The sequence below is a fragment of the Amycolatopsis sp. BJA-103 genome, assembly GCF_002849735.1.
Lineage (GTDB): Bacteria > Actinomycetota > Actinomycetes > Mycobacteriales > Pseudonocardiaceae > Amycolatopsis.
The window spans coordinates 9,161,172-9,186,221 of the sequence record NZ_CP017780.1; the positions used below are offsets into that span (position 1 = coordinate 9,161,172).

Annotated in this window: 17 protein-coding genes; 16 read left to right on the forward strand and 1 reads right to left on the reverse strand. The window is 68.3% G+C overall.

Translation table 11 applies throughout. From position 1 onward, the window contains the following. Positions 1 to 13 precede the first annotated feature (13 nt). The 16 genes from BKN51_RS41545 to BKN51_RS41620 all read left to right on the forward strand — a co-directional run bounded on the left by BKN51_RS41545 (position 14) and on the right by BKN51_RS41620 (position 23,043). Complete coding sequence (locus tag BKN51_RS41545; protein ID WP_101612763.1) at positions 14 to 1,066, forward strand: substrate-binding domain-containing protein; 1,053 nt, start codon at positions 14 to 16, stop codon at positions 1,064 to 1,066. Between the two features lie 167 nt (positions 1,067 to 1,233). Next, positions 1,234 to 2,403, forward strand: a complete 1,170-nt coding sequence (locus BKN51_RS41550) for a Gfo/Idh/MocA family protein (protein WP_101612764.1) — start codon at positions 1,234 to 1,236, stop codon at positions 2,401 to 2,403. 120 nt (positions 2,404 to 2,523) lie between these two features. Then, the gene (locus BKN51_RS41555; protein WP_101612765.1) at positions 2,524 to 3,681 is read left to right on the forward strand and encodes an inositol-3-phosphate synthase; all 1,158 of its coding nucleotides are present in this window, start codon (positions 2,524 to 2,526) and stop codon (positions 3,679 to 3,681) included. Then, complete coding sequence (locus tag BKN51_RS41560) at positions 3,678 to 4,526, forward strand: SCO3242 family prenyltransferase (protein WP_101612766.1); 849 nt, start codon at positions 3,678 to 3,680, stop codon at positions 4,524 to 4,526. The genes BKN51_RS41555 and BKN51_RS41560 overlap by 4 nt, the downstream gene beginning before the upstream one ends. Further along, positions 4,523 to 5,953 carry an EboA domain-containing protein gene (locus BKN51_RS41565; protein ID WP_101612767.1) on the forward strand — a complete coding sequence of 477 codons (1,431 nt, stop codon included), beginning with the start codon at positions 4,523 to 4,525 and terminating at the stop codon, positions 5,951 to 5,953. Before BKN51_RS41560 ends, BKN51_RS41565 begins: the two co-directional genes overlap by 4 nt. 2 nt (positions 5,954 to 5,955) lie before the next feature. After that, entirely contained in the window at positions 5,956 to 6,819 is an 864-nt protein-coding gene (locus tag BKN51_RS41570) for a TatD family hydrolase (protein WP_101612768.1), read from the forward strand. Beyond that, positions 6,816 to 7,898 carry a metabolite traffic protein EboE gene (eboE, locus tag BKN51_RS41575; RefSeq protein ID WP_101612769.1) on the forward strand — a complete coding sequence of 361 codons (1,083 nt, stop codon included), beginning with the start codon at positions 6,816 to 6,818 and terminating at the stop codon, positions 7,896 to 7,898. The genes BKN51_RS41570 and eboE overlap by 4 nt, the downstream gene beginning before the upstream one ends. Next, a complete protein-coding gene (locus BKN51_RS41580) occupies positions 7,895 to 9,268 on the forward strand; it encodes an alkaline phosphatase family protein (RefSeq protein ID WP_101612770.1) in 1,374 nt (457 codons plus the stop codon). Before eboE ends, BKN51_RS41580 begins: the two co-directional genes overlap by 4 nt. A 346-nt stretch (positions 9,269 to 9,614) precedes the next feature. Continuing rightward, positions 9,615 to 12,704: a ThuA domain-containing protein gene (locus BKN51_RS41585; RefSeq protein ID WP_101613783.1), complete on the forward strand. Its 3,090-nt coding sequence runs from the start codon at positions 9,615 to 9,617 to the stop codon at positions 12,702 to 12,704. After that, a complete protein-coding gene (locus BKN51_RS41590; RefSeq protein WP_101612771.1) occupies positions 12,704 to 13,708 on the forward strand; it encodes a sugar phosphate isomerase/epimerase family protein in 1,005 nt (334 codons plus the stop codon). Before BKN51_RS41585 ends, BKN51_RS41590 begins: the two co-directional genes overlap by 1 nt. Before the next feature lie 10 nt (positions 13,709 to 13,718). Beyond that, positions 13,719 to 14,615: a sugar phosphate isomerase/epimerase family protein gene (locus BKN51_RS41595; RefSeq protein WP_101612772.1), complete on the forward strand. Its 897-nt coding sequence runs from the start codon at positions 13,719 to 13,721 to the stop codon at positions 14,613 to 14,615. A 14-nt stretch (positions 14,616 to 14,629) separates the two neighbouring features. Then, positions 14,630 to 15,649 carry a multicopper oxidase domain-containing protein gene (locus BKN51_RS41600; protein ID WP_101612773.1) on the forward strand — a complete coding sequence of 340 codons (1,020 nt, stop codon included), beginning with the start codon at positions 14,630 to 14,632 and terminating at the stop codon, positions 15,647 to 15,649. A 19-nt stretch (positions 15,650 to 15,668) separates the two neighbouring features. Then, positions 15,669 to 19,634, forward strand: coding sequence for a ThuA domain-containing protein (locus tag BKN51_RS41605; RefSeq protein ID WP_101612774.1), 3,966 nt, complete (start codon positions 15,669 to 15,671; stop codon positions 19,632 to 19,634). Between the two features lie 69 nt (positions 19,635 to 19,703). Next, positions 19,704 to 21,584, forward strand: a complete 1,881-nt coding sequence (locus BKN51_RS41610) for an OmpL47-type beta-barrel domain-containing protein (protein ID WP_101612775.1) — start codon at positions 19,704 to 19,706, stop codon at positions 21,582 to 21,584. 90 nt (positions 21,585 to 21,674) lie between these two features. Beyond that, positions 21,675 to 22,541, forward strand: coding sequence for a sigma-70 family RNA polymerase sigma factor (locus BKN51_RS41615; protein WP_101612776.1), 867 nt, complete (start codon positions 21,675 to 21,677; stop codon positions 22,539 to 22,541). Between the two features lie 28 nt (positions 22,542 to 22,569). Beyond that, the gene (locus BKN51_RS41620; protein ID WP_101612777.1) at positions 22,570 to 23,043 is read left to right on the forward strand and encodes a carboxymuconolactone decarboxylase family protein; all 474 of its coding nucleotides are present in this window, start codon (positions 22,570 to 22,572) and stop codon (positions 23,041 to 23,043) included. A 51-nt stretch (positions 23,044 to 23,094) separates the two neighbouring features. Here the strand turns inward: BKN51_RS41620 and BKN51_RS41625 are convergent, their stop codons facing one another. Continuing rightward, complete coding sequence (locus BKN51_RS41625; RefSeq protein WP_174720520.1) at positions 23,095 to 24,834, reverse strand: BCCT family transporter; 1,740 nt, start codon at positions 24,832 to 24,834, stop codon at positions 23,095 to 23,097. Between the last annotated feature and the right edge of the window lie 216 nt (positions 24,835 to 25,050).

Consider the following 25,050-nt stretch of genomic DNA (forward strand, 5'->3'; position numbering starts at 1 on the left):
ATGGAGAGTCGTCATGACCGAACAATCCCTGCACCGCCGCCGTTTCCTGCTGGGAGGCGCGGCCGTCGGAGCGGGTGCGCTGCTGACCGCGTGCACCTCGAACGAGGCACCGGCGCAGAACAACGCCGCCAACGTGGCCAACGCCGGGGCCAACTCGCAGCCCGGAACCCCGGTCACCATCGGGTTCTCGGCGCCGGCCGCGGACCACGGCTGGATGGCCGCCATCACGAAGAACGCCCGCGCGCAGGCGCAGAAGTTCAGTGAGGTCACGCTCAACGCGACCGAGGGCACCAACGACGTCAACCAGCAGATCTCCCAGGTGGAGACGCTGATCAACGCCAAGGTCAACGTCCTGGTGATCCTGCCGTTCGACGGCAAGGCGCTCACCGCGGTCGGCCAGCAGGCGATGGACGCCGGTATCCAGGTGATCAACCTCGACCGCGTCTTCGACACCCCGCTCGCGTACCGCACCTGGATCGGTGGCGACAACTACCGGATGGGCGTCAACGCCGGGAACTACATCGCCCAGCAGATGAAGGCGAAGAACATCGCGAGCCCCGTGATCGGCGAGGTCGCCGGGATCGACTCGCTGCCGCTGACCCAGGAACGCAGCAAGGGCTTCAAGGACGCCTTGGCGCGTCAGGGTTTCGCGGTCGGCCCGCGGGTCTCCGCGGAGTTCACGCCGGAGTCGGGCGAGAAGCAGACGTCGAACCTGCTGCAGTCCGCGCCCAAACTGGACGCGCTGTGGAACCACGACGACGACCAGGGGGTCGGGGTCATCGCGGCGATCAACAACGCCAACCGCAAGAACTTCCTGATGGTCGGCGGCGCCGGGTCGAAGAACGCGATGAACCTGATCAAGTCCGACGCCGAGCCGCTGAAGGCGACGGTGCTCTACAGCCCGTCGATGGCGTCTTCGGCGATCTCGCTCGCGCGGTTGCTCGGCCAGGGCAAGGGCGCCGGTGACTTCGCCGAGCACGAGATCCCCGCCGAGATCACCACGTACTCCGCGGTGGTCACCAAGGAGAACGTCGACAAGTACATGGACGTCGGCTTCGACTCGTAGGGCCCGCAATCCCGACACGAGCACAAGCGCGCGCCTCTGTACGGCCGGAGGCCTCGGCTTTGCGGAGGCGGGCCGCCCGGTACGGCTGAGTGACTGGCCAGCCAAGGTCGCGGCCCGGCTGCGGAAAGGCGAAAGCGCGCTTGAGAGACACAGCACCTAGGAGGGGCATGAGCACGGCAAAGGAAACGATCGGGATCGGCATGGTGGGCCACGCGTTCATGGGTGCGGTGCATTCGCACGCGTGGCGCAGTGTGCACCGGTTCTTCACACCGCCGCTGATCCCGAGACTCGCCGTGCTCGGCGGCCGTGACGAGGTGCGGGCGAAGGCCGCGGCGGAAAGGTTCGGCTGGGAAGACGTCGAGACGGACTGGCGCGCGCTGATCGCCCGTGACGACGTCGACCTGGTCGACATCTGCACCCCGGGCGACAGCCACGCCGAGATCGCGATCGCCGCGCTCGAGGCCGGGAAGCACGTGCTGTGCGAGAAACCGCTGGCCAACACCCTCGCCGAAGCCGAAGCGATGGCCGAGGCGGCGGCGAAGGCCCGTGCGAACGGCGTCCGGTCGATGGTGGCGTTCAACTACCGCCGGGTGCCCGCGCTCGCGCACGCCAGGAAGCTGGTCGCGAGCGGGGCGCTCGGCGAGATCCGGCACGTGCGGTCGGTCTACCTGCAGGACTGGCTGTCCGATCCGGCGTCGCCGATGACCTGGCGGCTGCACAAGGACAAGGCGGGCTCGGGCGCGCTGGGCGATCTCGGCGCGCACATCGTCGACGCGGCCCAGTTCGTCACCGGTGACACGATCACCGGGGTTTCCGCGCTCACCAACACCTTCGTCAAGGAACGGCCGGACGGCGACGGCGGCACCGGCCAGGTCACGGTCGACGACACCGCCCTGTTCCTCGGCCGGTTCACCGGCGGCGCGGTGGCGAGCTTCGAGGCGACCCGGTTCGCACTGGGCCGCAAGAACGCGATGCGGCTGGAGATCAACGGGTCGAAGGCGAGCCTCGCGTTCGACTTCGAATCGATGAACGAACTGTCCTGGTTCGACGGTGGCCAGCCCGCCACCGAAGCGGGGTTCCGCCGGATCCTGGTCACCGAACCCGAGCACCCGTACGTCGGGGTGTGGTGGCCGCCGGGGCATCTCCTCGGCTACGAGCACACCTTCACCAACGAGGTCGCCGACCTGCTCACCGCGATCGGCGACGGCACGGATCCCGAACCGTCCTTCGAGGACGGGTTGAGGGTCCAGCAGGTCTTGGACGCGGTCGAACGCAGCGCGTCCGAAGAGTCCCGTTGGACCGCTGTGCCCGGCGTCACTGCGAGGGGGAGTAACTGAGAAGTAGATCCAGCCGAAAGTCGCATGGACGTACATCAGTGCGACTTGGTTCGATCCGAAACGTCCGACCATCCGATGGTGAACACAGTTGGCGTTTTCGGGTTCTGGAAAGGTGGAGAAATGCCTGCTCACGAGCGTACGGGCATCTGGTTGATCGGGGCGAGGGGGTCTGTCGCCACGACCGCGGCGGTGGGCCTGCTCGCCCTCCGCGCGGGGGTGACGGGCGGTGGCGGTTGCGTCACCGAACTGCCCGATTTCGCCGGGGTTCCGTTGCCGGGCTGGGACGATCTGGTCCTCGGCGGGCACGACATCGTGCACACCCCGCTGGAGAAGCGCGCCGAACAGCTGGCGCACGCCGGCGTGTTCGGGCACTCGGTGTTCTCGGCGGTCCGGTCCGGGCTGGCCGAAGTGGACGCCGAGATCCGCGACGGCTACCACCCGGCGACGCATACGGGTGCCCAGTCCGACGCGGCCGCCCGGCTCACCGCGGACATCCGAGCTTTCGCCGACCGGCACGACCTCGCGCGGGTCGTCGTGGTCAACGTGTCCTCCACCGAGGCTCCGTGTCCCCACCTGCCCGAACACGACGACCTCGACGCGCTCGAAACGGCCATGGCCGATCCGGCGCGGGCGGTACTGCCGTCCAGCTCGCTTTCGGCCTACTCGGCACTGAAAGCGGGGGCTCCGTACGTCGAGTTCACGCCGTCGGCCGGGATCACCCTGCCCGCGCTGCGCGAGCTCGCCGAGCGGGAAGGCCTGCCGTACGCGGGTTCCGACGGCAAGACCGGCGAGACCCTGCTCCGCACCGTCCTCGCGCCGATGTTCAGCGCGCGGGCGCTGAAGGTCCGCTCCTGGGCGGGCACCAACCTCCTCGGCGGCGGAGACGGCGAGACCCTGGCCGACCCGGTGACCGCGAACAGCAAGCTGGAATCGAAGGCACGCGGGCTCGCCGCGCTGCTCGGCGAGGACGTCACCGCGCCGCTGCACATCGACAACGTGCCCGACCTCGGCGAGGTCAAGACCGCGTGGGATCACGTGTCGTTCGAGGGTTTCCTCGGCGCGCGCATGAGCCTGCAGTTCACCTGGACCGGCTACGACTCCGCGCTCGCGGCGCCGCTGATCCTCGACCTCGCCCGCCTGGTCACCACCGCGCACGCCGCCGGCCAGAGCGGCGCGCTGACCGAACTCGGCTTCTTCTTCAAGGACCCGCTGGGCAGCGACGAGCACCGCTTCGCCGAGCAGTCCGCCCGCCTGATCACCTGGGCGGCCGCCCTGTGAAGGCTTACGTAGAACTCGTGCGGGCGCCCGCCGCGCTCACGGTGCTCGGTGACACGGTCGCCGGGTCCGCCGCGGCGGGGCTCAAGATGACCGGGCGACGGCTGCTGCTGCCGCTGTCCTCGGTCGCCTTCTACTGGGCCGGGATGGCCCTCAACGACTGGGCGGACCGGGAGCTCGACGCCGTGGAGCGTCCCGAGCGGCCGATCCCGTCCGGGCGGGTGAGCGCAGGCGCGGCGCTCACCACCGGCGCCACGCTGACCGCGGCCGGGCTCGGCCTGGCCGCGCTCGGCGGCGGCCGCCAGGCGATGAAGGTCGCCGTCCCGCTCGCGGCCGCGGTGTGGGCCTACGACACCGTGCTCAAGCCGACCCCGGCCGGACCGGTGGCGATGGCGGCCTGCCGCACGCTCGACGTCCTGCTGGGCGCGGGCTTTGAAACTCGCCGTGCTCTCACCGCCGCGGCGGCCGTGGGGGTCCACACGCTCGGCGTCACCGCGTTGTCCACCGGGGAGGTCCACGGTGGAAGCCCGGCGACGGCCCGTGCCGCGCTCGCCACGAGCTGTGCGGCGACAACGTTGGCATTGAGCGGTCCGGCCCGCGGTGGCTGGCACCGCGCGGCGTCTTTGGCGGCCGGTTCGGGCTACGCGGGTCTGGTCGGCAGGGCGCAGGCGGACGCCGTCCGCGATCCGTCGGCGAAGTCCGTGCGCTCGGCGACCAAGTCCGGCATCCACGGCATGGTCCCGCTGCAGGCGGCGGTGACGGCCAAGGGCTCGGTACTGGGGGCCGCGCTGGTCGCGGCCGCGCTGCCGATCGCCCGCAAGCTGTCGCGGAAGGTGAGCCCCACATGAGTTTCTCCCTGGGATACGGCACCAACGGGTTCTCCAACCACCGGCTCGACGACGCGCTCGCCGTCATCGCGGACCTCGGGTACACCGGGGTCGCGCTGACGCTGGACCACGACCATCTCGACCCGTTCGCCGACGATCTGGCGCGACAGGTCGATCACGTGGCCTCCCGGCTTTCGGCGCTCGGCCTGAACCGGGTCGTCATCGAGACGGGCGCGCGGTACCTGCTCGACCCATGGCGCAAGCACTCGCCGACGCTGCTGTCGGACGACCCCGCGCTCCGGATCGACTTCCTGGCGAAGGCTTTGCAGATCGCTGGGGACCTCGGGGCGGACTGCGTTTCCTTCTGGTCGGGTGTGTCCACTATGGACAACGGTGTGGCCTGGTCGCGGTTGCGTGAGGGTGTCGCGGCGGTCCTGGAGCACGCCGCGCGGCTGAACGTGCGGCTGGCGATGGAACCCGAGCCCGGTCACCTCGTGCAGCATCTCGGCCAGGTCCTGGATCTGCGCAAGGAGCTCGGCGAACCGGAACTGTTCGGTGTCACGCTCGACGTCGGGCACTGCGTCGCCGTCGAGCCGGTGGACGCGGCGGAATGCGTCCGCCTCGCCGGTCCGCTGCTGTGGAACGTGCAGCTGGACGACATGCTGCCGAAGGTCCACGAGCATCTGGAGTTCGGTGACGGGCAGCTGGATCTGCCCGCGACGCTGGCCGCACTGAGCGAGATCGGCTACACCGGGCTGGCCGCGGTCGAACTGCCGCGGCACAGTCACGCCGCGCCGGACACCGCGCGACGCGCCTTCGAGGCGTTGACCGCGGCGCTGCCGGAGGACACCTGGCTGACCAAGGCGGAAAGCCGGATCCGGGAGAAGCCGTCGGTCATCGGTTCGCTCTTCCCGGCCGTCGGCCGTGAGGTCGGGCGGACGGCGCTCCAGCCCGAAACCGATCCGCAGGGCTTGGTCCACGGCACCGTCGACGACGCGGCCCGCTCGCGGCTGATCGGGGTGCTGTCCCGTCAGCTGCCCCCGGTGGACCTGGCGGTCGAACTGGGCGAGCTGTACCGGTACGGCGACGACGCCGAGCGGCGCGGGGTCCTGCGCGGGCTGAACAAGCTCGTCCAGGACGGATCCCTCGACGAGAAGGTCAGCGGAGCCGGGCAACTGCTCGTCGCCGATGCCCTGCGGGCCAACGACATCCGGCTCGTCGCCGCGGCCATGGGCGCCTTCGCGGCGCGTCACCTGGAACCGCACACGTGGCGGCACGGTGTCCTGAAATGCGTTTTCGTCGGCGTTCCCCTCGCCGCCGTCGCGGAGCTCGAAACCCGCGCGGACGACGAGCTGAGGCGCATGCTCGCCGATTTCGCCGACGAACGCAGGGCGGCCGGACGTGACGTTCCCGCCGACGCCCTCTCATTGCTCAAGGAAGGCCACTGACCGTGCGCATCTTCGATCCCCACATCCACATGTCCTCCCGGACCACCGACGACTACGAAGCCATGTACGCGGCAGGCGTCCGCGCGCTGGTCGAACCCGCGTTCTGGCTGGGGCAGCCGCGCACCAGCGTCGGCTCGTACACCGACTACTTCGACGCGCTCATCGGCTGGGAACGGTTCCGCGCCGCCCAGTTCGGCATCCGGCACCACTGCACGATCGCGCTGAACCCCAAGGAGGCCAACGACCCTCGCTGCCGTGAGGTACTCGACGTGCTCCCGAGGTACCTGGCCAAGGACGGCGTCGTCGCGGTCGGCGAGGTCGGCTACGACTCGATGACCAAGGAAGAGGACGAGGTCTTCGCGCGGCAGCTGGCGATGGCCCTCGAACACGATCTGCCGGTGATGGTGCACACCCCGCACCGCGACAAGCTCGAGGGGACCAAACGCACCCTCGACGTCGTCCGGGAAGCGGGTATCGCGCCGGAGCGCGTCATCGTCGACCACCTCAACGAAGTCACCGTCAAGCTGGTCAAGGATTCCGGCGCCTGGATGGGTTTCTCCATCTACCCGGACACCAAGATGGACGAGCACCGCATGGTCGAGATCCTGCGCCAGTACGGCCTCGACAAGATGATCGTCAACTCGGCCGCCGACTGGGGCCGCTCGGATCCCTTGAAGACCGCCAAAACCGGTCAGGCGATGCTCGACGGCGGGTTCACCGACGCCGACGTCGACAAGGTGCTGTGGCAGAACCCGGTCGCCTTCTACGACCAGAGCGGGCGGCTCACCCTCGACCCGCTGCCCGGTTTCACCGGTGAGGCGGAGACGTTCGAGGGCAACTCGGTCCTGCGAGGTGCCCGCAAATGATCTCCTACTGCACGAACGTCCACCCCGCCGAGGACGTCGACGGCATCGTCGCGCAGCTGGAGCGGTACGCGCTCCAGGTGCGTGAGCGGCTGGGCGCCGACAAGCTCGGCGTCGGACTGTGGCTCTCCGCACCGGTCGCGCGCGGACTCGCCGACGACGCCGGAGCGCGCAAGGCCTTCCGCGCCGAGTTGGACGCGCGCGGGCTCAGCGTCTACACGCTGAACGCGTTCCCGTACGGCGGCTTCCACGACGAGGTCGTCAAGCACGCGGTTTATCGTCCTTTGTGGACGGAAAGCGAACGGGTCGCCTACACGATCGACTGTGTGACCGTGCTCGCGGATCTGCTCGCCGAGGACGCCACGTACGGCAGTATCTCCACCCTGCCGCTGGCTTGGCGCGAGCCGTGGACCGACCACGACGACCACGCCGCGGCCACGGCGTTCGAACAGGTCGTCCGGGCGATCCGGACCACCGGTGACCGGCCGATCCGGCTGGCCGTCGAACCCGAACCCGGCTGCGTGCTCGACACGGTGGCAGACGCGCTGGGCTGGCTCTCGGGCCGCGTCGACCCGGAGTACGTCGGGCTGTGCCTGGACACCTGTCACCTCGCGGTGTCGTTCGCCGATCCGGCGGAGACCCTCAAGGCGATCGCGGAGTCCGAGGTGGACATCGTCAAGGTCCAGGCCTCCGCGGCGCTGCACGTCGAAAAGCCCGCCGAGGCGGCGGAAGCCCTGGCCACTTTCGCCGAACCGCGCTATCTGCACCAGGTGCGGGAGCTCGGCGCGGACGGTGTCGTGCACAAGGCCGACGATCTGCCCGAGGCCTGGACGGAATTGCCGGGGGAGGGCCCGTGGCGCGTGCACTTCCACATGCCGCTGCACCAGGCCCCGGCCGCGCCGCTCGCCACCACGACCGACGTCCTGCGCACGGTCGCCGCCGGGCTGCCCGGCGAACCGCATATCGAGGTCGAGACCTACACCTGGAGCGTGCTCCCGGACGCGGGCGACCTCGTCGGCGGGATCGCCGCCGAACTCGAATGGGCCAAGGCGAACCTTGTCCGGGAAGGGGTTTCCGCGTGAAGCCGCTGGTCGTCATCGACGTCGTCGGGCTCACCCCGAAGGCGTTGCGGGACATGCCGAACCTGTCCGCCGTCGCCCGCGACGGCTGGCAGGCCGAACTGGGCACGGTGCTGCCCGCCGTCACCTGCAGCGCGCAGTCGACCTTCCTCACCGGGCTCATGCCCGCGCAGCACGGGATCGTCGGCAACGGCTGGTACTTCCGGGAACTCGGCGAGATCTTCCTGTGGCGCCAGCACAACCGTCTCGTCGGCGGCGAGAAGCTGTGGGAGACCGCGCGGGCGGCGCACCCCGGCTACACGTCGGCGAACGTGTGCTGGTGGTACGCGATGGGGATGAGCACCGACGTCACGGTGACGCCGAGGCCGATCTACCACGCCGACGGCCGCAAGTCGCCGGACGCCTACGTGCGCCCGCCGGAACTGCACGATCAGCTGACCGGCGCGCTGGGGGAGTTCCCGCTCTTCCAGTACTGGGGCCCGACGGCGTCGATCAAGTCGAGCAAGTGGGTGATCGGCGCGTCGCGGCAGATCCTGCGCGAGAAGCGGCCCGATCTGCTGCTGACCTACGTCCCGCATCTGGACTACGACCTGCAGCGCTTCGGCCCGGACGCTCCCCAGGCGGCGCTGGCCGCGCGGGAGCTGGACACCGCGCTCGCGCCGCTGCTCGACGACGCCCGCAACGCCGGGGCGACCGTGGTCGTGCTCAGCGAGTACGGCATCACCAACGTGGAGCGCCCCGTCGACATCAACCGGGCGCTGCGCCGCGAGGGTCTGCTGGAGGTCTACACCCAGGCGGGGATGGAGTACCTCGACCCGTGGGCGTCGCGCGCGTTCGCCGTCGCCGACCACCAGGTGGCACACGTCTACGTCCGCGACTCCACCGACGTGGAGCGGGTCCGCTCGATCGTCAGCGAGCTGACCGGCGTCGACGAGGTCCTCGACCGCGAGGCGCAGGCGAAGTACGGGATCGACCACGAACGCGCCGGCGAACTCGTCGCGGTCGCGGAGCCGGACTCGTGGTTCACCTACTACTACTGGCTCGACGACGAGCGGAAGCCCGACTTCGCGCGCGGCGTCGAGATCCACCGCAAACCGGGTTACGACCCCGCCGAACTGTTCTTCGATCCGGAGGACAAGTTCGCCAAGGCGCGGGCCGGGCTCAACCTGGCGAAGAAGTTCGCCGGGCTCCGGTACGCGATGGACGTCGTCCCGACCGACCCGCGCTGGGTGCGCGGCTCACACGGACGGCTGCCGGATTCCACAGAGGACGGTCCGGTGCTGCTGTGCAGCGATCCGGCCTTCCAGCCGTCCGGCCGGGTGGGGGCGACCGACGTGCATCCGCTGCTGTTGTCCCTGCAGGGCCTGAAGTGAGGGCGCCGGAGATGGCATCGCCAGGTCGTGTCGCGAAAGCCACTTACGCGACGTTTGATGTCCCGAAAGTGGCTTTCGGGACGCCTCACGCCAGCTCGGTGACGAGAGGTTCTCGGTACAGCGGGTCGTGAGTGGTAAGTGGCGTTAGAACGTCACTTACCACTCACGACCACCCCGACCCCCCACCCGCCGCCACCCTTCCCGCCCGCCCATCCACCCACCCACCTCACGAAAGGCGCTCTCCACCTAGCTTTCACCGCACTCCGTTCCTTGATCGCCGCCGCTCATCGAAAGGATCGCTACAGCCATGTCCTTAAAACGACGGCTCGGCGTGCTCGTCACGTCGATGGTCACCGCTCTGACAGGCTTCGCGCTACCGATGTCCACCGCATCGGCGCACGAAGCGGCGACGGTGCTCGTGTTCTCCAAGACCGCGGGCTTCCGGCACGATTCGATCCCCGACGGGGTCAAGGCGATCAAGGAACTGGGTGCGCAGAACCACTTCGGAGTGGAAGCCACCGAGGACGCGGCGGCCTTCACCGACGCGAACCTCAAGCGCTTCAATGCGGTGATCTGGCTTTCCACCACCGGTGACGTGCTGAACGCGGACCAGCAGGCCGCGTTCGAACGGTACGTGAAGGGAGGCGGCGGGTACGTGGGCGTGCACGCCGCCTCCGACACCGAATACGACTGGCCCTGGTACGGACAGCTGGTCGGGGCGTACTTCAAGTCCCACCCGCAGATCCAGAAGGCGAACGTCAAGGTCGAGGACCACTCCCACGTGTCCACTGTGGACCTCCCGGAGACCTGGCCGCGGACCGACGAGTGGTACAACTACCGCCAGAATCCGCGCAGCAATGTCCACGTGCTGGCGAGCCTCGACGAGAAGAGCTACCAGCCCGGTGACGGCGCGATGGGCGACCACCCGATCGCCTGGTGCCACGAGAACTCCGGCGGCCGCTCCTGGTACACCGGCGGCGGGCACACCAAGGAGTCCTACCGCGAACCGGCGTTCCGCAAGCACCTGGCGGGCGGGATCAAGTACGCCACCAAGCTGAGCGAAGCGGGCTGCGCCAAGACCCAGGAAGACCCGGTCGACGCGGACTTCGACCAGATCACCCTGGCCAAGGGCGAGGAGAAGACCGGCGAGCCGATCGCGCTCTCCGTCCTGCCCAACCGCGACGTCCTGCACACCTCGCGTGACGGCCGCGTCTGGTACACCAGCTCCGCCGCGACGACCAAACTGGCCGCGACGATCCCCGTCTACAACCACGACGAGGACGGCCTGCAGGGTGTCGCGATCGACCCGGACTTCGCCAAGAACCGCTGGGTCTACCTGTACTACGCGCCCAAGCTGACCACCCCGGCCGGTGACGCGCCGCAGAACGGCACCCCGGCCGACTTCGCCCCGTTCAAGGGCTACAACCAGCTTTCGCGGTTCAAGCTCACCACCGACAACAACCTGGACCTCGCCAGCGAGCAGAAGATCCTGCAGGTCCCGGCCGAACGCGGCATCTGCTGCCACGCCGGCGGCGAGATCGACTTCGACGCGCAGGGCAACCTGTATCTGTCCACAGGGGACGATTCCAACCCGTTCTCCTCCGACGGGTTCACCCCGATCGACGAGCGCGCCGACCGTAACCCGGTCTACGACGCGCAGCGCACCTCCGGCAACACCAACGACCTGCGCGGCAAGGTGCTGCGGATCAAGGTCGACGCCAAGGGCAAGTACACCGTGCCCAAGGGCAACCTGTTCCCGAAGGGCAAGGCCAAGACCAAGCCCGAGATCTACGCGATGGGCTTCCGCAACCCGTTCCGGTTCGCCGTCGATCGTAAGACCGGCTGGCTCCACCTCGCCGATTACGGCCCCGACGCCGGTGCGGCCGACCCCAAGCGCGGTCCCGGTGGCACGGTCGAGTTCAACCTGATCAAGAAGCCGGGCAACTTCGGCTGGCCGTACTGCGTCGGGGACAACCAGCCGTTCATCGACTACGACTTCGCCACCAAGCAGTCCGGCGCCGCCTTCGACTGCGCCAAGCCGAAGAACACCAGCCCGCGCAACACCGGGCTCACCGACTTGCCGCCGGTCGAGAAGGCCTGGATCCCCTACGACGGCGGCTCGGTGCCCGAGTTCGGCACGGGTCCGGAATCCCCGATGGGCGGCCCGGTCTACCAGTACGACGCGAAGAACCCGTCGCAGACGAAGTTCCCGGAGTACTTCAACGGCAAGACCTTCGCCTACGAGTGGGAACGCAGCTGGATCAAGGAGATCACCGTCGGACCGAACGGCGAACGCGGTGCCATCAAGCCGTTCTTCGACTCGATGGACCTGGTCCGCCCGATGAACATCGAATTCGGGCCGGACGGCGCGATGTACGTCCTCGACTACGGCACCGGCTACTTCGGCGGCTCCAAGGAATCCGCGGTCTACCGGGTCGACTACACCAAGGGACGCCGGACGCCGGTGGCCCAGGTGACCGCGGACAAGACGTCCGGGCAGGCGCCGCTGACCGTCAAGTTCGATCCGGCCGGGACGAACGACCCCGACGGTGGCGCGCTCACCTACGCCTGGGACTTCGACGGGAACGGCACGACCGATTCCACCGAAGCAGGCCCGGTTTCCCACACCTACACCGCGAACGGCCAGTACACGGCGAAGCTTTCGGTCACCGACCCCACCGGGCTGACCGGAGCGGCGAGCACGGTGGTCACCGTCGGCAACACCGCGCCGGTGGTCACGCTGAAGACCCCGGTCAACGGCAGCGTGTTCAGCTTCGGGGACACGGTCCCGTTCAAGGTCGAGGTGACCGACGCCGAGGACAACCCGATCGACTGCTCGAAGGTGACCGTCGAATACATCCTCGGCCACGAGGGGCACGGGCATCCGCTGAGCCGCGCGACCGGTTGTGAGGGCACCATCGCCACGCCCGCCGACGAAGGCCACGGTGCGGACGCCAACGTCTTCGGCGTCATCAACGCCAGCTACACCGACAACGGTGCCAACGGCGTCCCGGCACTCACCGGCGAGGCGGAATCCTTGCTGCAGCCCAAGCTGAAGCAGGCGGAGTTCTACACCCAGTCCAGCGGGATCGAGGTCGTCGGGCACGACGGCGCCAGTGGCGGCAAGCGGGTCGGCCACATCGAAGCCGGTGACTGGATCAAATTCGACCCGGTGAACCTCGTGGGTGTCCGCGGCATCGGCTACCGGGTCTCTTCCGGTGGAGCGGGCGGCACGATCGAGGTCCGCTCGGGTGCGGTGGACGGGCCGCTGGTCCAGACGGTCACCGTCGCCAACACCGGCGGCTGGGACACCTATGCCGACATCCCGGCCTCCGCGATCACCGACCCCGGTGGGACCGGCTCCTTGTTCCTCGTGTTCAAGGGCGGTTCCGGCGGTCTGTTCGACGTGGACGCGATTAATTTCGAGGAGAACTGATGAGCCGTCCGATCACGCTGTTCACCGGCCAGTGGGCGGATCTCCCGTTCACCGAGGTGTGCAGGCTTGCCGGCGAGTGGGGCTACGACGGCCTCGAGATCGCGTGTTCCGGTGACCATTTCGAGGTCGACCGCGCACTGTCCGAAGAGGACTACGTGCCCGGACGTCTCAAGCTGCTCGCCGAGCACGGCCTCAAGGTGTGGGCCATTTCCAACCACCTCGTCGGCCAGGCCATCTGTGACGATCCGATCGACGAACGCCACCAGGCCATCATTCCGTCCCGGGTGTGGGGCGACGGTGAACCGGAAGGCGTCCGGCAGCGGGCGGCGAAGGAAATGGCCGACACCGCCCGCGCGGCCGCGAAACTCGGGGTGGACACGGTGATCGGCTTCACCGGTTCCAAGACCTGGAAGTACGTCGCGATGTTCCCGCCGGTCTCGCAGGCGGTCATCGACGAGGGCTACACCGACTTCGCGGACCGGTGGAACCCGATCCTCGACGTCTTCGACGAGGTGGGCGTGCGGTTCGCGCACGAGGTCCACCCGTCGGAGATCGCTTACGACTACTGGACGACGAAACGTGCGCTCGAAGCTGTCGGCAACCGTCCGGCATTCGGGCTCAATTGGGATCCATCGCATTTCATCTGGCAGGACCTCGACCCGGTCGGCTTCATCCTCGATTTCGCCGACCGGATCTACCACGTGGACTGCAAGGACACCAGGAAACGGTTCGACGGACGGAACGGACGGCTCGGCTCGCATCTCCCCTGGGGAGACCCCCGACGCGGCTGGGACTTCGTTTCGACCGGGCACGGCGACGTGCCTTGGGAGGACTGTTTCCGCGCACTGAATTCGATCGGCTACGCCGGTCCGATCTCGGTGGAGTGGGAAGACGCCGGCATGGACCGGCTCCGGGGCGCGGCGGAGGCCGTGACCTTTCTGCGGGGGCTCCTGTTCGACAAGCCGTCGGCGGCCTTCGACGCGGCTTTCAGCAACCAGAAGTGAGGGCGGTTTCATGTGCGGTGAAGAAGCTGAGCGGTTCCACTCCCGACGGTCGCTCCTGCGGGGTGCCGCGACGGCGGCGGCCGCGGTCGGGGCGGCGGTAGCCCTGCCGGGAATCGCGAACGCGGCCACGTCCGCGGAAGCGGAGACCCAGGGCCACGGTCACGGTCACGGGCACGGCCGGGTCCCGGTGGACAAGATCAGCATCCAGCTCTACTCCCTGCGCACCGCGCTGCAGGCCGATCTGCCGGGAACCCTGTCCGCGCTGGCGGACATCGGCTACCGGAAGGTCGAACTGGCGGGCACCTACGGCCGCACGGCCAAGGAGTTCCGCGGCCTGCTCGACAAGAACCGCATCCGCGCGACGTCGACGCACGTCGGCATCGACGGGGATCTCGACAAGACCATCGCCGACGCGAAGGTCCTCGGGAACACCCGTGCCAACGTGCCGTTCGCGGCCTTCGACACCCTCGACGGCTGGAAGCAGTTCGCCGGGCGGCTCGACACGGCGGCACGGAAGTTCCGCCAGGCCGGGATCCCGCTCGGCTACCACAACCACGCCCACGAGTTCGCGCCCATCGACGGCGTGCGCCCGTACGACGTGCTCACCAGGAACACCAACCGGCGTTACGTGCACCTGGAGATCGACCTGTTCTGGGCGGTGGAAGGCGGCGTCGACCCGGTTTCGCTTTATCGCCAGCACTTCCCGCGCGTGGTCCAGTACCACGTCAAGGACCGGACCGCGGACGGCCGGATGGTCGACCCCGGCAAGGGCGTCATCGACTTCCCGCGGATCTTCCGGAACACCCGCGCCAACCTGCACGAGTACATCGTCGAGCACGACAACCCCACGGATCCCCTGAGCACCGCCCAGACCGGATTCACCTATCTCCGTAACGTCCGCTTCTAGCTGGGGACTCCACAATGGACAAGCAACAACGCGGGCTGTCCCGCAGATCGATGCTCGCGGGCACCGCGGCCGGGGTCATCGCCCCGGTCGTGGTGTCGGCCAGCGCCGGTTCGTCACCTGCCGCGGCGGCCGGGATGACCCGCAACATCACCGTGTACGCCGACTACGTTCCCGGTTCGACCCGGGTCGGTTACGGGCTCGAGCCCGGCAAACCGACGATCCCCGGGCCGCTCCTGGAGTGCTACGAGGGCGACACGCTGGTGATCGAGCTGGTCAACAACACCGACCAGCGGCTTTCGATCCACCCGCACGGCGTCAACTACGACACCAAGTCGGACGGCTCGCCGTTCAACGATTCCTTCAACAAGCCGTACGAGACCAAGACCTACACCTGGAAGACGCGGACGGCTTACCAGGCGGCCAACGGTTTCTGGATGCCCGGCAGCGCGGGGTACTGGCACTACCACGACCACGCGTTCGGCGGGGACCACGGCACCATCGGCCTGATGAAGGGCCTCTACGGCGGCCTGATCGTGCGCAAACGCGGGGATCTGCTGCCCAGCAAGCAGTTCACCGTCGTGTTCACCGAAATGTGGATCAACCACCAGGTCGCCCCGAACACCCCGATCTTCGAGGCGAACCTCGGTGAACGCGTCGAGTTCATCTGCATCGGGCACGGCAACCTGATGCACACCTTCCACCTGCACGCGCACCGCTGGGCGGACACCCGCACCGGCATGCTCACCAGCGCGACCGACAACGCCCCGATCCTCGACAACAAGACCCTGGACCCCGGCAACTCCTTCGGGTTCCAGGTGATCGCCGGTGACGGCGTCGGGCCGGGCGCGTGGATGTACCACTGCCACGTCCAGCAGCACTCGGACGACGGCATGTCCGGGGTGTTCCTGGTCCGCAACGCCGACGGCGGGATGCCCGCGGGCGCCCAGGCGGCGATCGACCGCTTCAAGGGACACCAGCACGGCACCACCTCCACCCCGGACGCCACCGGCGCCTCGGCCCATTCCCACCACTAGCCTCGAAAGGAGCGAGAACTTGAGACGAGTCTTTTCGCAACGTCGGCTCCGCAGACGGTCTTTGGCCGCACTGGCGGTCGGCGCCGTCGTCACTTCCGGGCTTCCGCTGGCCATCGCACCGGTGACCGCCGAAGCCGCGACGAACGTCCCGGTGAACGTCCTGGTCTTCCACGGCACCGCCGCGGACCAGAAGGACCCCGTCCTGCGCGCCACGGACGCGATCTCCAGTCTGGGGCAGGCGAACGGGATCTCCGTCGCGTCCTCTTCGGACCCCGCGGTGTTCACCCCGGCGAACCTCGCGAAGTACCGCGGTGTGGTCTTCCTTTCCGCGCAGGGCATCACGCTCAACCGCGACCAGGAAACCTCGCTGCAGAACTACATGAAGGCGGGCGGTGGTTTCCTCGGGCTGTCGGACGCCGCGCGCGCCCAGGACGGTTCGCAGTGGTTCTCCGGGCTGATCGGGGCTCGCCCGGTGGGGGCGCGTCCCACGCCGGAGGCCGTCGCCTCGGTCACCGCGAGTGCGGAGAACGCGCCCAACGAGGGCAAGGACAAGCTGGCCGACAACAACGAGAACACCAAGTGGCTGGCCTTCACGAACACCGCGTGGATCGCCTACAAGCTGGCCGCGCCGGTCGCGGTGAGCAGCTACGCGCTCGTCTCGGCGAACGACTTCGCCGGCCGTGACCCGAAGAGCTGGACCCTGCAGGGCTCCACCGACGGGACCACGTGGACCGATCTGGACACCCGCACCAACGAGGTGTTCGCCGACCGGTTCCAGAGCCGTACCTTCACCTTCGCCAACACGACGGCGTACGCGAACTACCGGCTGAACATCACCGCCAACGCCGGTGAATCGGCCACCCAGCTGGCCGACTTCAAACTGTTCAAGGACCAGTCGACCACCCCGCCGCCACCGGAGACCGCTCCGGCGGAGGCCACGGTCGACGTCCTCGACAAGGCGAACCCGGCCACCGCGGGCCTGCCGCAGAAGTGGGTCCGCACGGACCGGTGGCTCAACTGGGAGGTCAACCCGGTCGGCACCGTCCACACCGTCGCGCAGGTCGAGGAGTCGACCTACAAGCCGGGAGTCGGCGCCAACGGCGCGTTCCACCCGATCTCGTGGTGCCGTGACTACGACGGCGGCCGCTCCTTCTACAGCGGGATGGGCCGGACCGAGGCGAGCTACGGCGAAGCCCAGTTCCGCACCCACATCCTCGGCGCGCTGAAGTGGACCACCGGCATGGTGCGCGGGGACTGCAAGGCGGGCATCGCGGCCAACTACAAGGTCGAACGCCTGACCGCGAAGAACCAGCCGGGCCAGATGGACCAGATCGGCGAACCGCACGGGCTCACCATCGCCCCCAACGGCCGGGTCTTCTACATCGGCCGCGCGGCCTGCGCCGGCAACTCGGTGCCCACGCCGAACGAGTGGACCAACCCCGAGATCGGTGCCGGCTGCGGCACGATCCATCAGTGGGACCCGGTCACCAAGAAGCCGAAGCTGCTCACCACGCTCAAGGTGATGGGCAACCGCGGCAGCGGCGACGAAATGGTCAAGAACGAGGAAGGTCTCCTCGGGCTCGAGCTGGACCCGAAGTTCAGCGAGAACGGCTTCATGTACGCCTACTGGATGCCGCACGCGTCGATCGACATCGACAAGCGGATCGGCAAGCGCACGGTCTCGCGGTTCACCTACGACCTGACCAAGCAGACGCTGGACCAGGCGACCCGCAAGGACCTGCTGTCCTGGGACGTCCAGATCCACAGCTGCTGCCACGCCGGTGGCGGCATGGCCTTCGACAAGGACGGGAACCTCTACGTCGGTTCCGGTGACAGCAACTCGTCGCAGGGCTCCAACGGGTACTCCGGCAACAACTGGACCCAGGACTACAAGGGCGTCTCGTTCCAGGACGCGCGCCGCACCGCCGGCAACACCAACGACCTCAACGGGAAGATCCTGCGGATCCACCCCGAGGCCGACGGCACGTACACCAACCCGGCGGGCAACCTGTTCCCCGAGGCCAACGATCCCGGGAACAAGACCAGGCCCGAGATCTACGTGATGGGCGTGCGGAACATCTCGCGGCTGCAAGTCGACAAGAAGACCAACTGGCTGACCGCCGCGTGGGTCGGTCCGGACGCGTCCACACCGAGTCCGGAACTCGGCCCGGCCAAGTACGAGACCGCCACGATCATCACCGAGGCGGGCAACCACGGCTGGCCGTACTGCATGGGCAACAAGCAGCCCTACCGTGACCGCAGCAGCACCGACGCCGCGGTCCTCACCGGCTGGTACGACTGCGACAACCCGGTCAACACCTCGCCGCGCAACACCGGACTGGTGAACCTGCCGCCGGTCAAGAAGAACATGATCTGGTACTCGCCGGACGGCGGCGGGCCGGTGTTCCCCAACCGTCCCAACAGCTCCGTCCCGTCGTACAACGCGGCCGAGGCCACCTACACGCAGCCCTACCTCAAGGGCGGCGGCCAGGCGGTCATGACCGGGCCGACGTACCACCGCGATCTGGTCAACACCACCAGCGGTGTCGCGTGGCCGTCGTACTGGAACGACAAGTGGTTCATCGGCGACCAGAGCAACGGGCAGAACCGGATCGCGGTCAGCGTCGACCCGAACGGCGTGCCCAAGCAGGATCCGCCGGTGTTCGCCGAGACCGTGCGGCAGATCATCCCGACCGGTGGCGGTGACACGAAGCTGCAGAGCTGGATGGACGCCGAGTTCGGTCCGGACGGCGCGCTGTACGCGCTCGACTACGGCAGCGGTTTCTTCACCCTGCAGGACAACCAGAAGCTGGTGAAGATCAGCTACACCGGCGGCGAGGCCACCCCGTCCGCCGCGGCGATGTCGACCATGGTGCAGAACAAGCCGCTCACCGCGGCCTTCACCGGGTCGAAGTCCGGCGGCGTCTCCTACAAGTGGGAGTTCGGCGACGGCACGATCTCGACGCAGGCCGACCCGCGGCACACCTACCCGCGCACCGGGCTCTACACCGCCAAGCTGACCGTGACCTACGCGGACGGCGAGACGGTGACCACGCGGAACTCGGTCAGTATCGGTTGTTTCGTGGCGGATCCCAGTGCCACGGTGACCATCGGTGACACCGACACCGGGGTGAGCAACCGGAACGCGGGCGGCGGGTGCTCGGTCGACGACATGATCGACGACGAGAGCACGTGGACCTCCCACGCCGGTTTCGTCAACCACGTCACGCAGACCGTGGGCCGGCTGGACGATCTCGGGGTGCTGAACTCGGCCGAGGCGGACAAGATCAACGCCGCGGCCGCCGCGTCGCCCATCGGCAACAAGGGCGTCACCGGCTACGACGCGATCTACGACGGCACGGCGGAGTCGTTCCGCAACTGGTCGCAGGCACCGTCCGGGCAGTTCGCCATCCAGCCGGACGGGTCGCTGCGACCGTCGGGCGGGCTGGGGATGCTGTGGTACTCGGCACGGCAGTTCGGCAACTTCTCGGTGAAGCTGCAGTTCAAGGACATCGCGCCGAGCGGCAGCGCCAACAGCGGGGTGTTCGTGCGGTTCCCGGATCCGCGCACACCGCTGGAGCAGCGTCCGCCGGGCAGCTGCGGCACGGTCGGGTCGGCGAAGACCTCGCAGGCCTGGGTCGCGATCTACTGTGGACACGAGGTCCAGCTGTACGACGGGGCCACCGGTGAACCGCAGAAGACCGGGTCGATCTACAACTTCGATCCGCGGCCGCTGGACCAGGCGGGCGTGAAGCCGAAGGGGACCTGGAACGAGTACGAGGTCAAGGTCGTCGGCCAGAAGTACACGATCAGCCGCAACGGTGTCGTGATCAACGAGTTCGAGAACGCGCCGGGGATCCAGTCGTCGCGGGCGGGCGATCCGTCCACCGACTTCCGGCAGTTCGTCAGCGGGTTCATCGGCCTGCAGAACCACGGTGACAACGACCTGATGGAGTTCCGCAACATCCGGGTGCGGCAGCTGTAGCGCGAAAGCCGGCCGGGCGCGACCTCCCTCGCGCCCGGCCGGTCTCCCTGTACGGAAGGTTTCCCTGCGATGTCCCCAAGAATCCTCGTCGCGGCCCTGCTGGCCGCGGCGCTCGCGATAGCGGGCCTGGTGTTACCGGGCTCTTCCGCACCCGCCTCCGCCGCCCCCGTCCAGACCCTGGAATGGACCGCGGGCGACAGCACCGACCACTACCTCAGCGCGCCCACGACCGCGGTCGCGGGCGAGACCACGATCCTGTTCAAGAACACCGAAGCCCTCGGCTCGACGATGTCGCACACGCTGACGTTCGACACGTCGACGCCGGGCTACAACCACGACGTCACCCTCAACATCGTCGCCAACCCCTATGACGAGCAGAACGGCGAGCACGAAGCGACCGTGACGCTGACGCCGGGGAAGTACCGGTTCTATTGCACGATCCAGGGGCACAGCAAGATGGTCGGTGAGTTCGTCGTCACCGACGGCGGCGGCAACCCCGACACGACCCCGCCGACGGTGACCGCCAACGTCACCGGCACCAAGGACACCGCCGGGAACTACGTCGGTTCCGCGACGGTGAACCTGGCCGCCACCGACAGCCAGTCCGGGGTGGACAAGGTCGAGTACCAGCTCGACGGCGGCGCCTGGACCGCGTACTCCGCACCCGTGGTGGTCAACGCCGTGGGTTCGCACATGGTCCACTACAAGGCGACCGACAAGGCCGGGAACGTTTCCCCGGAAGGGATGTCGTCGTTCAGCGTCGTCGCGGGCCAGCCCGGTGACAAGACGCCGCCGACGGTGACGTCCGAGGTGACCGGGACCAAGGACGGCGCGGGGAACTACCTCGACACCGCGACCGTGAAGGTGACCGCCACCGACGCCGACTCCGGCGTCGACAAGGTCGAGTACAAAGTGGACGATGGCGCGTGGACCGCGTACACCGCTCCGGTCGCGGTCACCGCGCCGGGGATGCACATGGTCCACTACCGCGCTTCGGACAAGGCGGGCAACGTCTCGCCGGAGGGCATGGCGCACTTCACGATCGTCAGCGGTGACACGACCGCGCCGACCGTGACGTCGGAAGTGACCGGGACCAAGGACACCGCCGGGAACTACGTCGGCAAGGCGACCGTGACGCTCACGGCCACCGACGCCGGTTCGGGCGTCGGCAAGGTCGAGTACAAGTTGGACGGTGGCCCGTGGCTGACGTACTCGGCGCCGCTCGCGCTGACCGTCGTCGGCGCGCACACGGTGAACCACAAGGCGACCGACAAGGCGGGCAACGTCTCGGCCGAAGGCACGGCGACGTTCACCATCGTCGAAGGCGACGACAGCACCGCGCCGGTCGTTTCGGCGGTGGTGAGCGGTGATCTGGACGGAAGCTGGTCGTACATCGAGGACGCGACCATCAACCTGACCGCGACGGACACCGGGTCCGGCGTGGACAAGATCGAGTACCAGCTGGACGGCGGTGCCTGGACGGTCTACACCGCGCCGGTCAAGGTGACCGCGCTCGGCACGCACACGCTGACCTACAAGGCGTCGGACAAGGCGGGCAACGTCTCGGCGGAACAGAGCGGCGCGTTCAGCATCGTCGCCGCGCCGCCGGGGCCGGACGCCTGCCCGGACTCCGACGTCCGGGACACCGTGATCCTCGGCTCGGCGGACAGCCAGGTCGAGAACCGCGACACCGGCAACGGCTGCACGATCAACGACGTGATCGACGACGAGTCGGACTACTCGTCGAACGACCAGTTCGTGACCTACGTGCGGGCGGTGACACAGGAACTCCTCGACGGCGAGGCCATCTCGTCCGACGAGCGAAACCTGATCGTCACGGCGGCGATCGACTCCGGCATCGGCGGCTCGACCGCCGAACCGCAGAAGCGGCCGGAGACGAAGAACCCCGGGATGAAGAAGGTCGTGAAGACGCCGATCAGGGACGTCTGAGCCTCCTCACCACTCACGAGGTCGTCGGTTACCTTTCTCGCGTCGCGTTCGTCATGGACATGACGGATTCGGCGCGAGAAAGGTAACGACATGACCGGCGAAGCCCTGGCCAGCGCGTTCGAGGAGCAGCGCGGACGCCTGGTGGCGGTGGCCCACCGCATGCTCGGCTCGCGCGCGGACGCCGAAGACGCCGTCCAGGAGGCATGGCTGCGGCTGGCCCGTCAGGACGCCGACACGATCGACAACCTTTCCGGCTGGCTGACCACCGTCGTCGGCCGCGTCTGCATCGACGTCCTGCGCTCGCGCAAGGCCAGGCCCGAGGACTCGTACGACGACGAGCCGCCCGAACCGCTGGTGCTCGAAGACTCGCCGGAAGAAGACGCGCTGCTGGCCGAATCGGTCGGGCTGGCGCTGCTCGTGGTGCTCGACACACTAGGCCCGGCCGAGCGGCTGGCCTTCGTGCTGCACGACCTGTTCGCGGTCCCGTTCGCCGAGGTCGGCGAGATCCTCGGCAAATCCACGGCCGCGGCCAAGATGCTCGCCAGCCGTGCCCGCCGGAAGGTGCAGGGACAGCGCCCGGCCGACGAGCCGCAGCAGCGCGCCGTGGTCGACGCGTTCCTCGCGGCCGCGCGCGAAGGGGATTTCGAAGGCCTGCTCCGGGTGCTCGACCCCGACGTGACGTGGCGCTCGGAGACCGCGCGCGGCGTGGTCGTCCGCCTGGGCGCGGCCGAGGTGGCCACGCAGGCCCGGCGCGGCGCCCGTGCCGCGGTGACCGTGCGTCCCGCGCTGGTCAACGGCAAGACCGGGCTCGTGTCGTGGAGCAAGAGCGGCAGGCTCCTCGGGGCGCTGGCCTGCACCATCACCGACGGCCGGATCGTGGCGATCGACTCGGTGAGTGATCCGGATCGCCTCGAGGCCATGGGTGTTACCTCTCGGGAGCCGTTCTCGTCCAAGTAAACGAAACACGGACGAGAAGGAGAAACCCATGCAGGCACGACTCGAACTCTTCAAGACCGCTCTCGCGCCGAAGCTGGTGAAGCACCTCGTCTCGGCGGCGAAGGTCATCGAAGCCACGGAACTTCCTTTGGCGACAAGGGAACTGGTGAACATCCGGGCCAGCCAGATCAACGGCTGCTCGGGCTGTCTCGACATGCACACCAAGGAAGCCGCGCACGCGGGGGAGACGCCGACCCGGCTGAACCTGGTCGCGGCTTGGCGGGAGGCGACGGTCTTCACCGAGGCCGAGCGCGCCGCGCTGGAGCTCACCGAGCAGGGCTGCCGCCTCGCCGACGGCAGCGGCGTCACCGACGAGGCGTGGGAGGCCGCCGCCAAGCACTACGACGAAGAGCAGCTTCTCGCGCTGGTGACCCAGATCGCGCTCATCAACGCCTTCAACCGGCTGAACGTCATCACCCGGCAGCCGGCCGGGAACTACCAGGTCGGCCAGCTCGCGCACTGAATACAGGAAGGCCCCCTTCGGAGCGAAGGGGGCCTTCCTGTACTTACGAAGTCAGGACTTCTGCTTCGACCGTCCGAGGATGCGACGGCGGCCGTGGCCGTTCGTGCGTTCCTCGTGCAGTTCCTTCAGCGACAGCATCATCGCGTCTTCCTGCTTCATCAGCGGGTCGTTGCGCAGGTCCTTCCACACCGACGCGCACAGCCCGACCATCACGAAGACGAACGGCACCGCGATCAGGATGGTGAGATTCTGCAGACCGGTCAGCGCCTTGTTCCCGCCGACCAGCAGCATCACCGCCGCGACGGCGCCCATCAGCACGCCCCAGAAGATGACGACACCCTTCTTCGGATGCACGCTTCCGCGCTGGGACAAGGTGCCCATCACCACCGACGCCGCGTCCGCACCGGAGACGAAGAAGATGGACACCAGGATCATCACCAGGATCGCGATCGGGATGAACCACGGCAGGGTCTCGAGCAGTTCGAACGTCGCCGACTGGGCACTGCCCGCGCCCGCGATGTCCGTGCCCGCCCGCTGCCTGCTGATCGCCGCGCCGCCGAAGATCGCGAACCAGATCAGGCTCACGATGCTCGGGATCGCGATGACGCCGAAGATGAACTGCCGGATGGTGCGGCCGCGGGAGATCCGCGCGATGAACATGCCGACGAAGGGCGTCCAGGAGATCCACCACGCCCAGTAGAAGACCGTCCAGCCGCCGAGCCAGGTCTGCATCTCCTCGCCGCCGGTCATCCCGGTGCGGCCGGACATCTCCGCCAGCTCGCGGAAGTAGTCGCCGATCGCGCCCGGCACGATGTTGAGGATCAGCACGGTCGGCCCGACCACCAGCACGAACACCGCGAGCACCGCGGCGAGCACCATGTTGATGTTGGACAGCCACTGGATTCCCTTGGCCACCCCGGACACCGCCGACGCGATGAACGCGATGGTGAGGATCGCGATGATCGCGACCAGGAGGCCCTTGCCGGGGTCGTCGATCCAGCCGACGGCGCCCATGCCGCCACCGACCTGGAGCGCGCCGAGACCGAGGGAAGCGGCCGAACCGAACAGGGTGGCGAAGATCGCCATGATGTCGATCGCCTTGCCCAGCGGGCCTTCGGTGCGCCGCTTGCCGATCAGCGGCGCGAACACCGAACTGATCAACTGGGTGCGGCCCTTGCGGAAGGTGCTGTAGGCGATCGCGAGACCGACGACGGCGTAAATCGCCCACGGGTGCACGGTCCAGTGGAACAACGTCGTCGCCATCGCGGTGTGGACGGCTTCATCGGAGTTCGGGGCCGCGGTGCCCGGAGGCGGGCTCGCGAGGTGGGAAACCGGCTCGTACACCCCGAAGAACATCAGGCCGATACCCATGCCGGCGCTGAACATCATCGCGATCCACGAAGAGGTCCGGAACTCGGGCAGTTCCTTGTCCGCGCCCAGCGGGATCCGGCCGTAGCGGCTTATCGCCAGACAGACCGCGAAAACAACGAAACCGCTCGCGGTGAGGACGAAAGCCCAGCCACCGTAAGGAATGACGGCGTCGTTGAGGAGGGTCGACGCTACGTTCGCGAGGCTCTCCGGCGCGAGAACGCCCCAGACGATGATCGCGAGCGCGAGGGCCGCAGCCACCCCGAAAACGGTCCGGTCGGTTTCGGCGGGTCGTTCGGAGGCGAGGGGGACGTGTTCATCGGGGGTATGCCCCGGACCTGTCGTATCCGGTGCGTGGGCGAGGTCTGTCGCGGTCTCCGCGACGGCCCCTTCTTCCGCTTGTTTACCGTCCTGCGAACTCATGTTCAGCCACGCGCCGATGACGGCGCGTTCTCCTTCCGCCCGAGTTAACCCGTTTGCACCACTGCACCCTAACCAGAAAACTGGTAACCGGCAGAAAATACGGGCGGAGAGGTTTAAACCCATGATTGTGGGCCTGACCTCGGCGGATATCGGCTTCGTTCGCGCCTTCGGCGGGGGACGTGTCGCTCATGACACCGGGCCCCGCCGTCGGCGGGC

Bases quoted from the DNA above. Each gene is read 5' to 3' on its own strand.
- BKN51_RS41545 (WP_101612763.1), top strand. From the start codon at position 14: ATGACCGAACAATCCCTGCACCGCCGCCGTTTCCTGCTGGGAGGCGCG.
- BKN51_RS41550 (WP_101612764.1), top strand. From the start codon at position 1,234: ATGAGCACGGCAAAGGAAACGATCGGGATCGGCATGGTGGGCCACGCG.
- BKN51_RS41555 (WP_101612765.1), top strand. From the start codon at position 2,524: ATGCCTGCTCACGAGCGTACGGGCATCTGGTTGATCGGGGCGAGGGGG.
- BKN51_RS41565 (WP_101612767.1), top strand. From the start codon at position 4,523: ATGAGTTTCTCCCTGGGATACGGCACCAACGGGTTCTCCAACCACCGG.
- eboE (WP_101612769.1), top strand. From the start codon at position 6,816: ATGATCTCCTACTGCACGAACGTCCACCCCGCCGAGGACGTCGACGGC.
- BKN51_RS41585 (WP_101613783.1), top strand. From the start codon at position 9,615: ATGGTCACCGCTCTGACAGGCTTCGCGCTACCGATGTCCACCGCATCG.
- BKN51_RS41590 (WP_101612771.1), top strand. From the start codon at position 12,704: ATGAGCCGTCCGATCACGCTGTTCACCGGCCAGTGGGCGGATCTCCCG.
- BKN51_RS41595 (WP_101612772.1), top strand. From the start codon at position 13,719: ATGTGCGGTGAAGAAGCTGAGCGGTTCCACTCCCGACGGTCGCTCCTG.
- BKN51_RS41600 (WP_101612773.1), top strand. From the start codon at position 14,630: ATGGACAAGCAACAACGCGGGCTGTCCCGCAGATCGATGCTCGCGGGC.
- BKN51_RS41610 (WP_101612775.1), top strand. From the start codon at position 19,704: ATGTCCCCAAGAATCCTCGTCGCGGCCCTGCTGGCCGCGGCGCTCGCG.
- BKN51_RS41615 (WP_101612776.1), top strand. From the start codon at position 21,675: ATGACCGGCGAAGCCCTGGCCAGCGCGTTCGAGGAGCAGCGCGGACGC.
- BKN51_RS41620 (WP_101612777.1), top strand. From the start codon at position 22,570: ATGCAGGCACGACTCGAACTCTTCAAGACCGCTCTCGCGCCGAAGCTG.
- BKN51_RS41625 (WP_174720520.1), bottom strand. From the start codon at position 24,834: ATGAGTTCGCAGGACGGTAAACAAGCGGAAGAAGGGGCCGTCGCGGAG.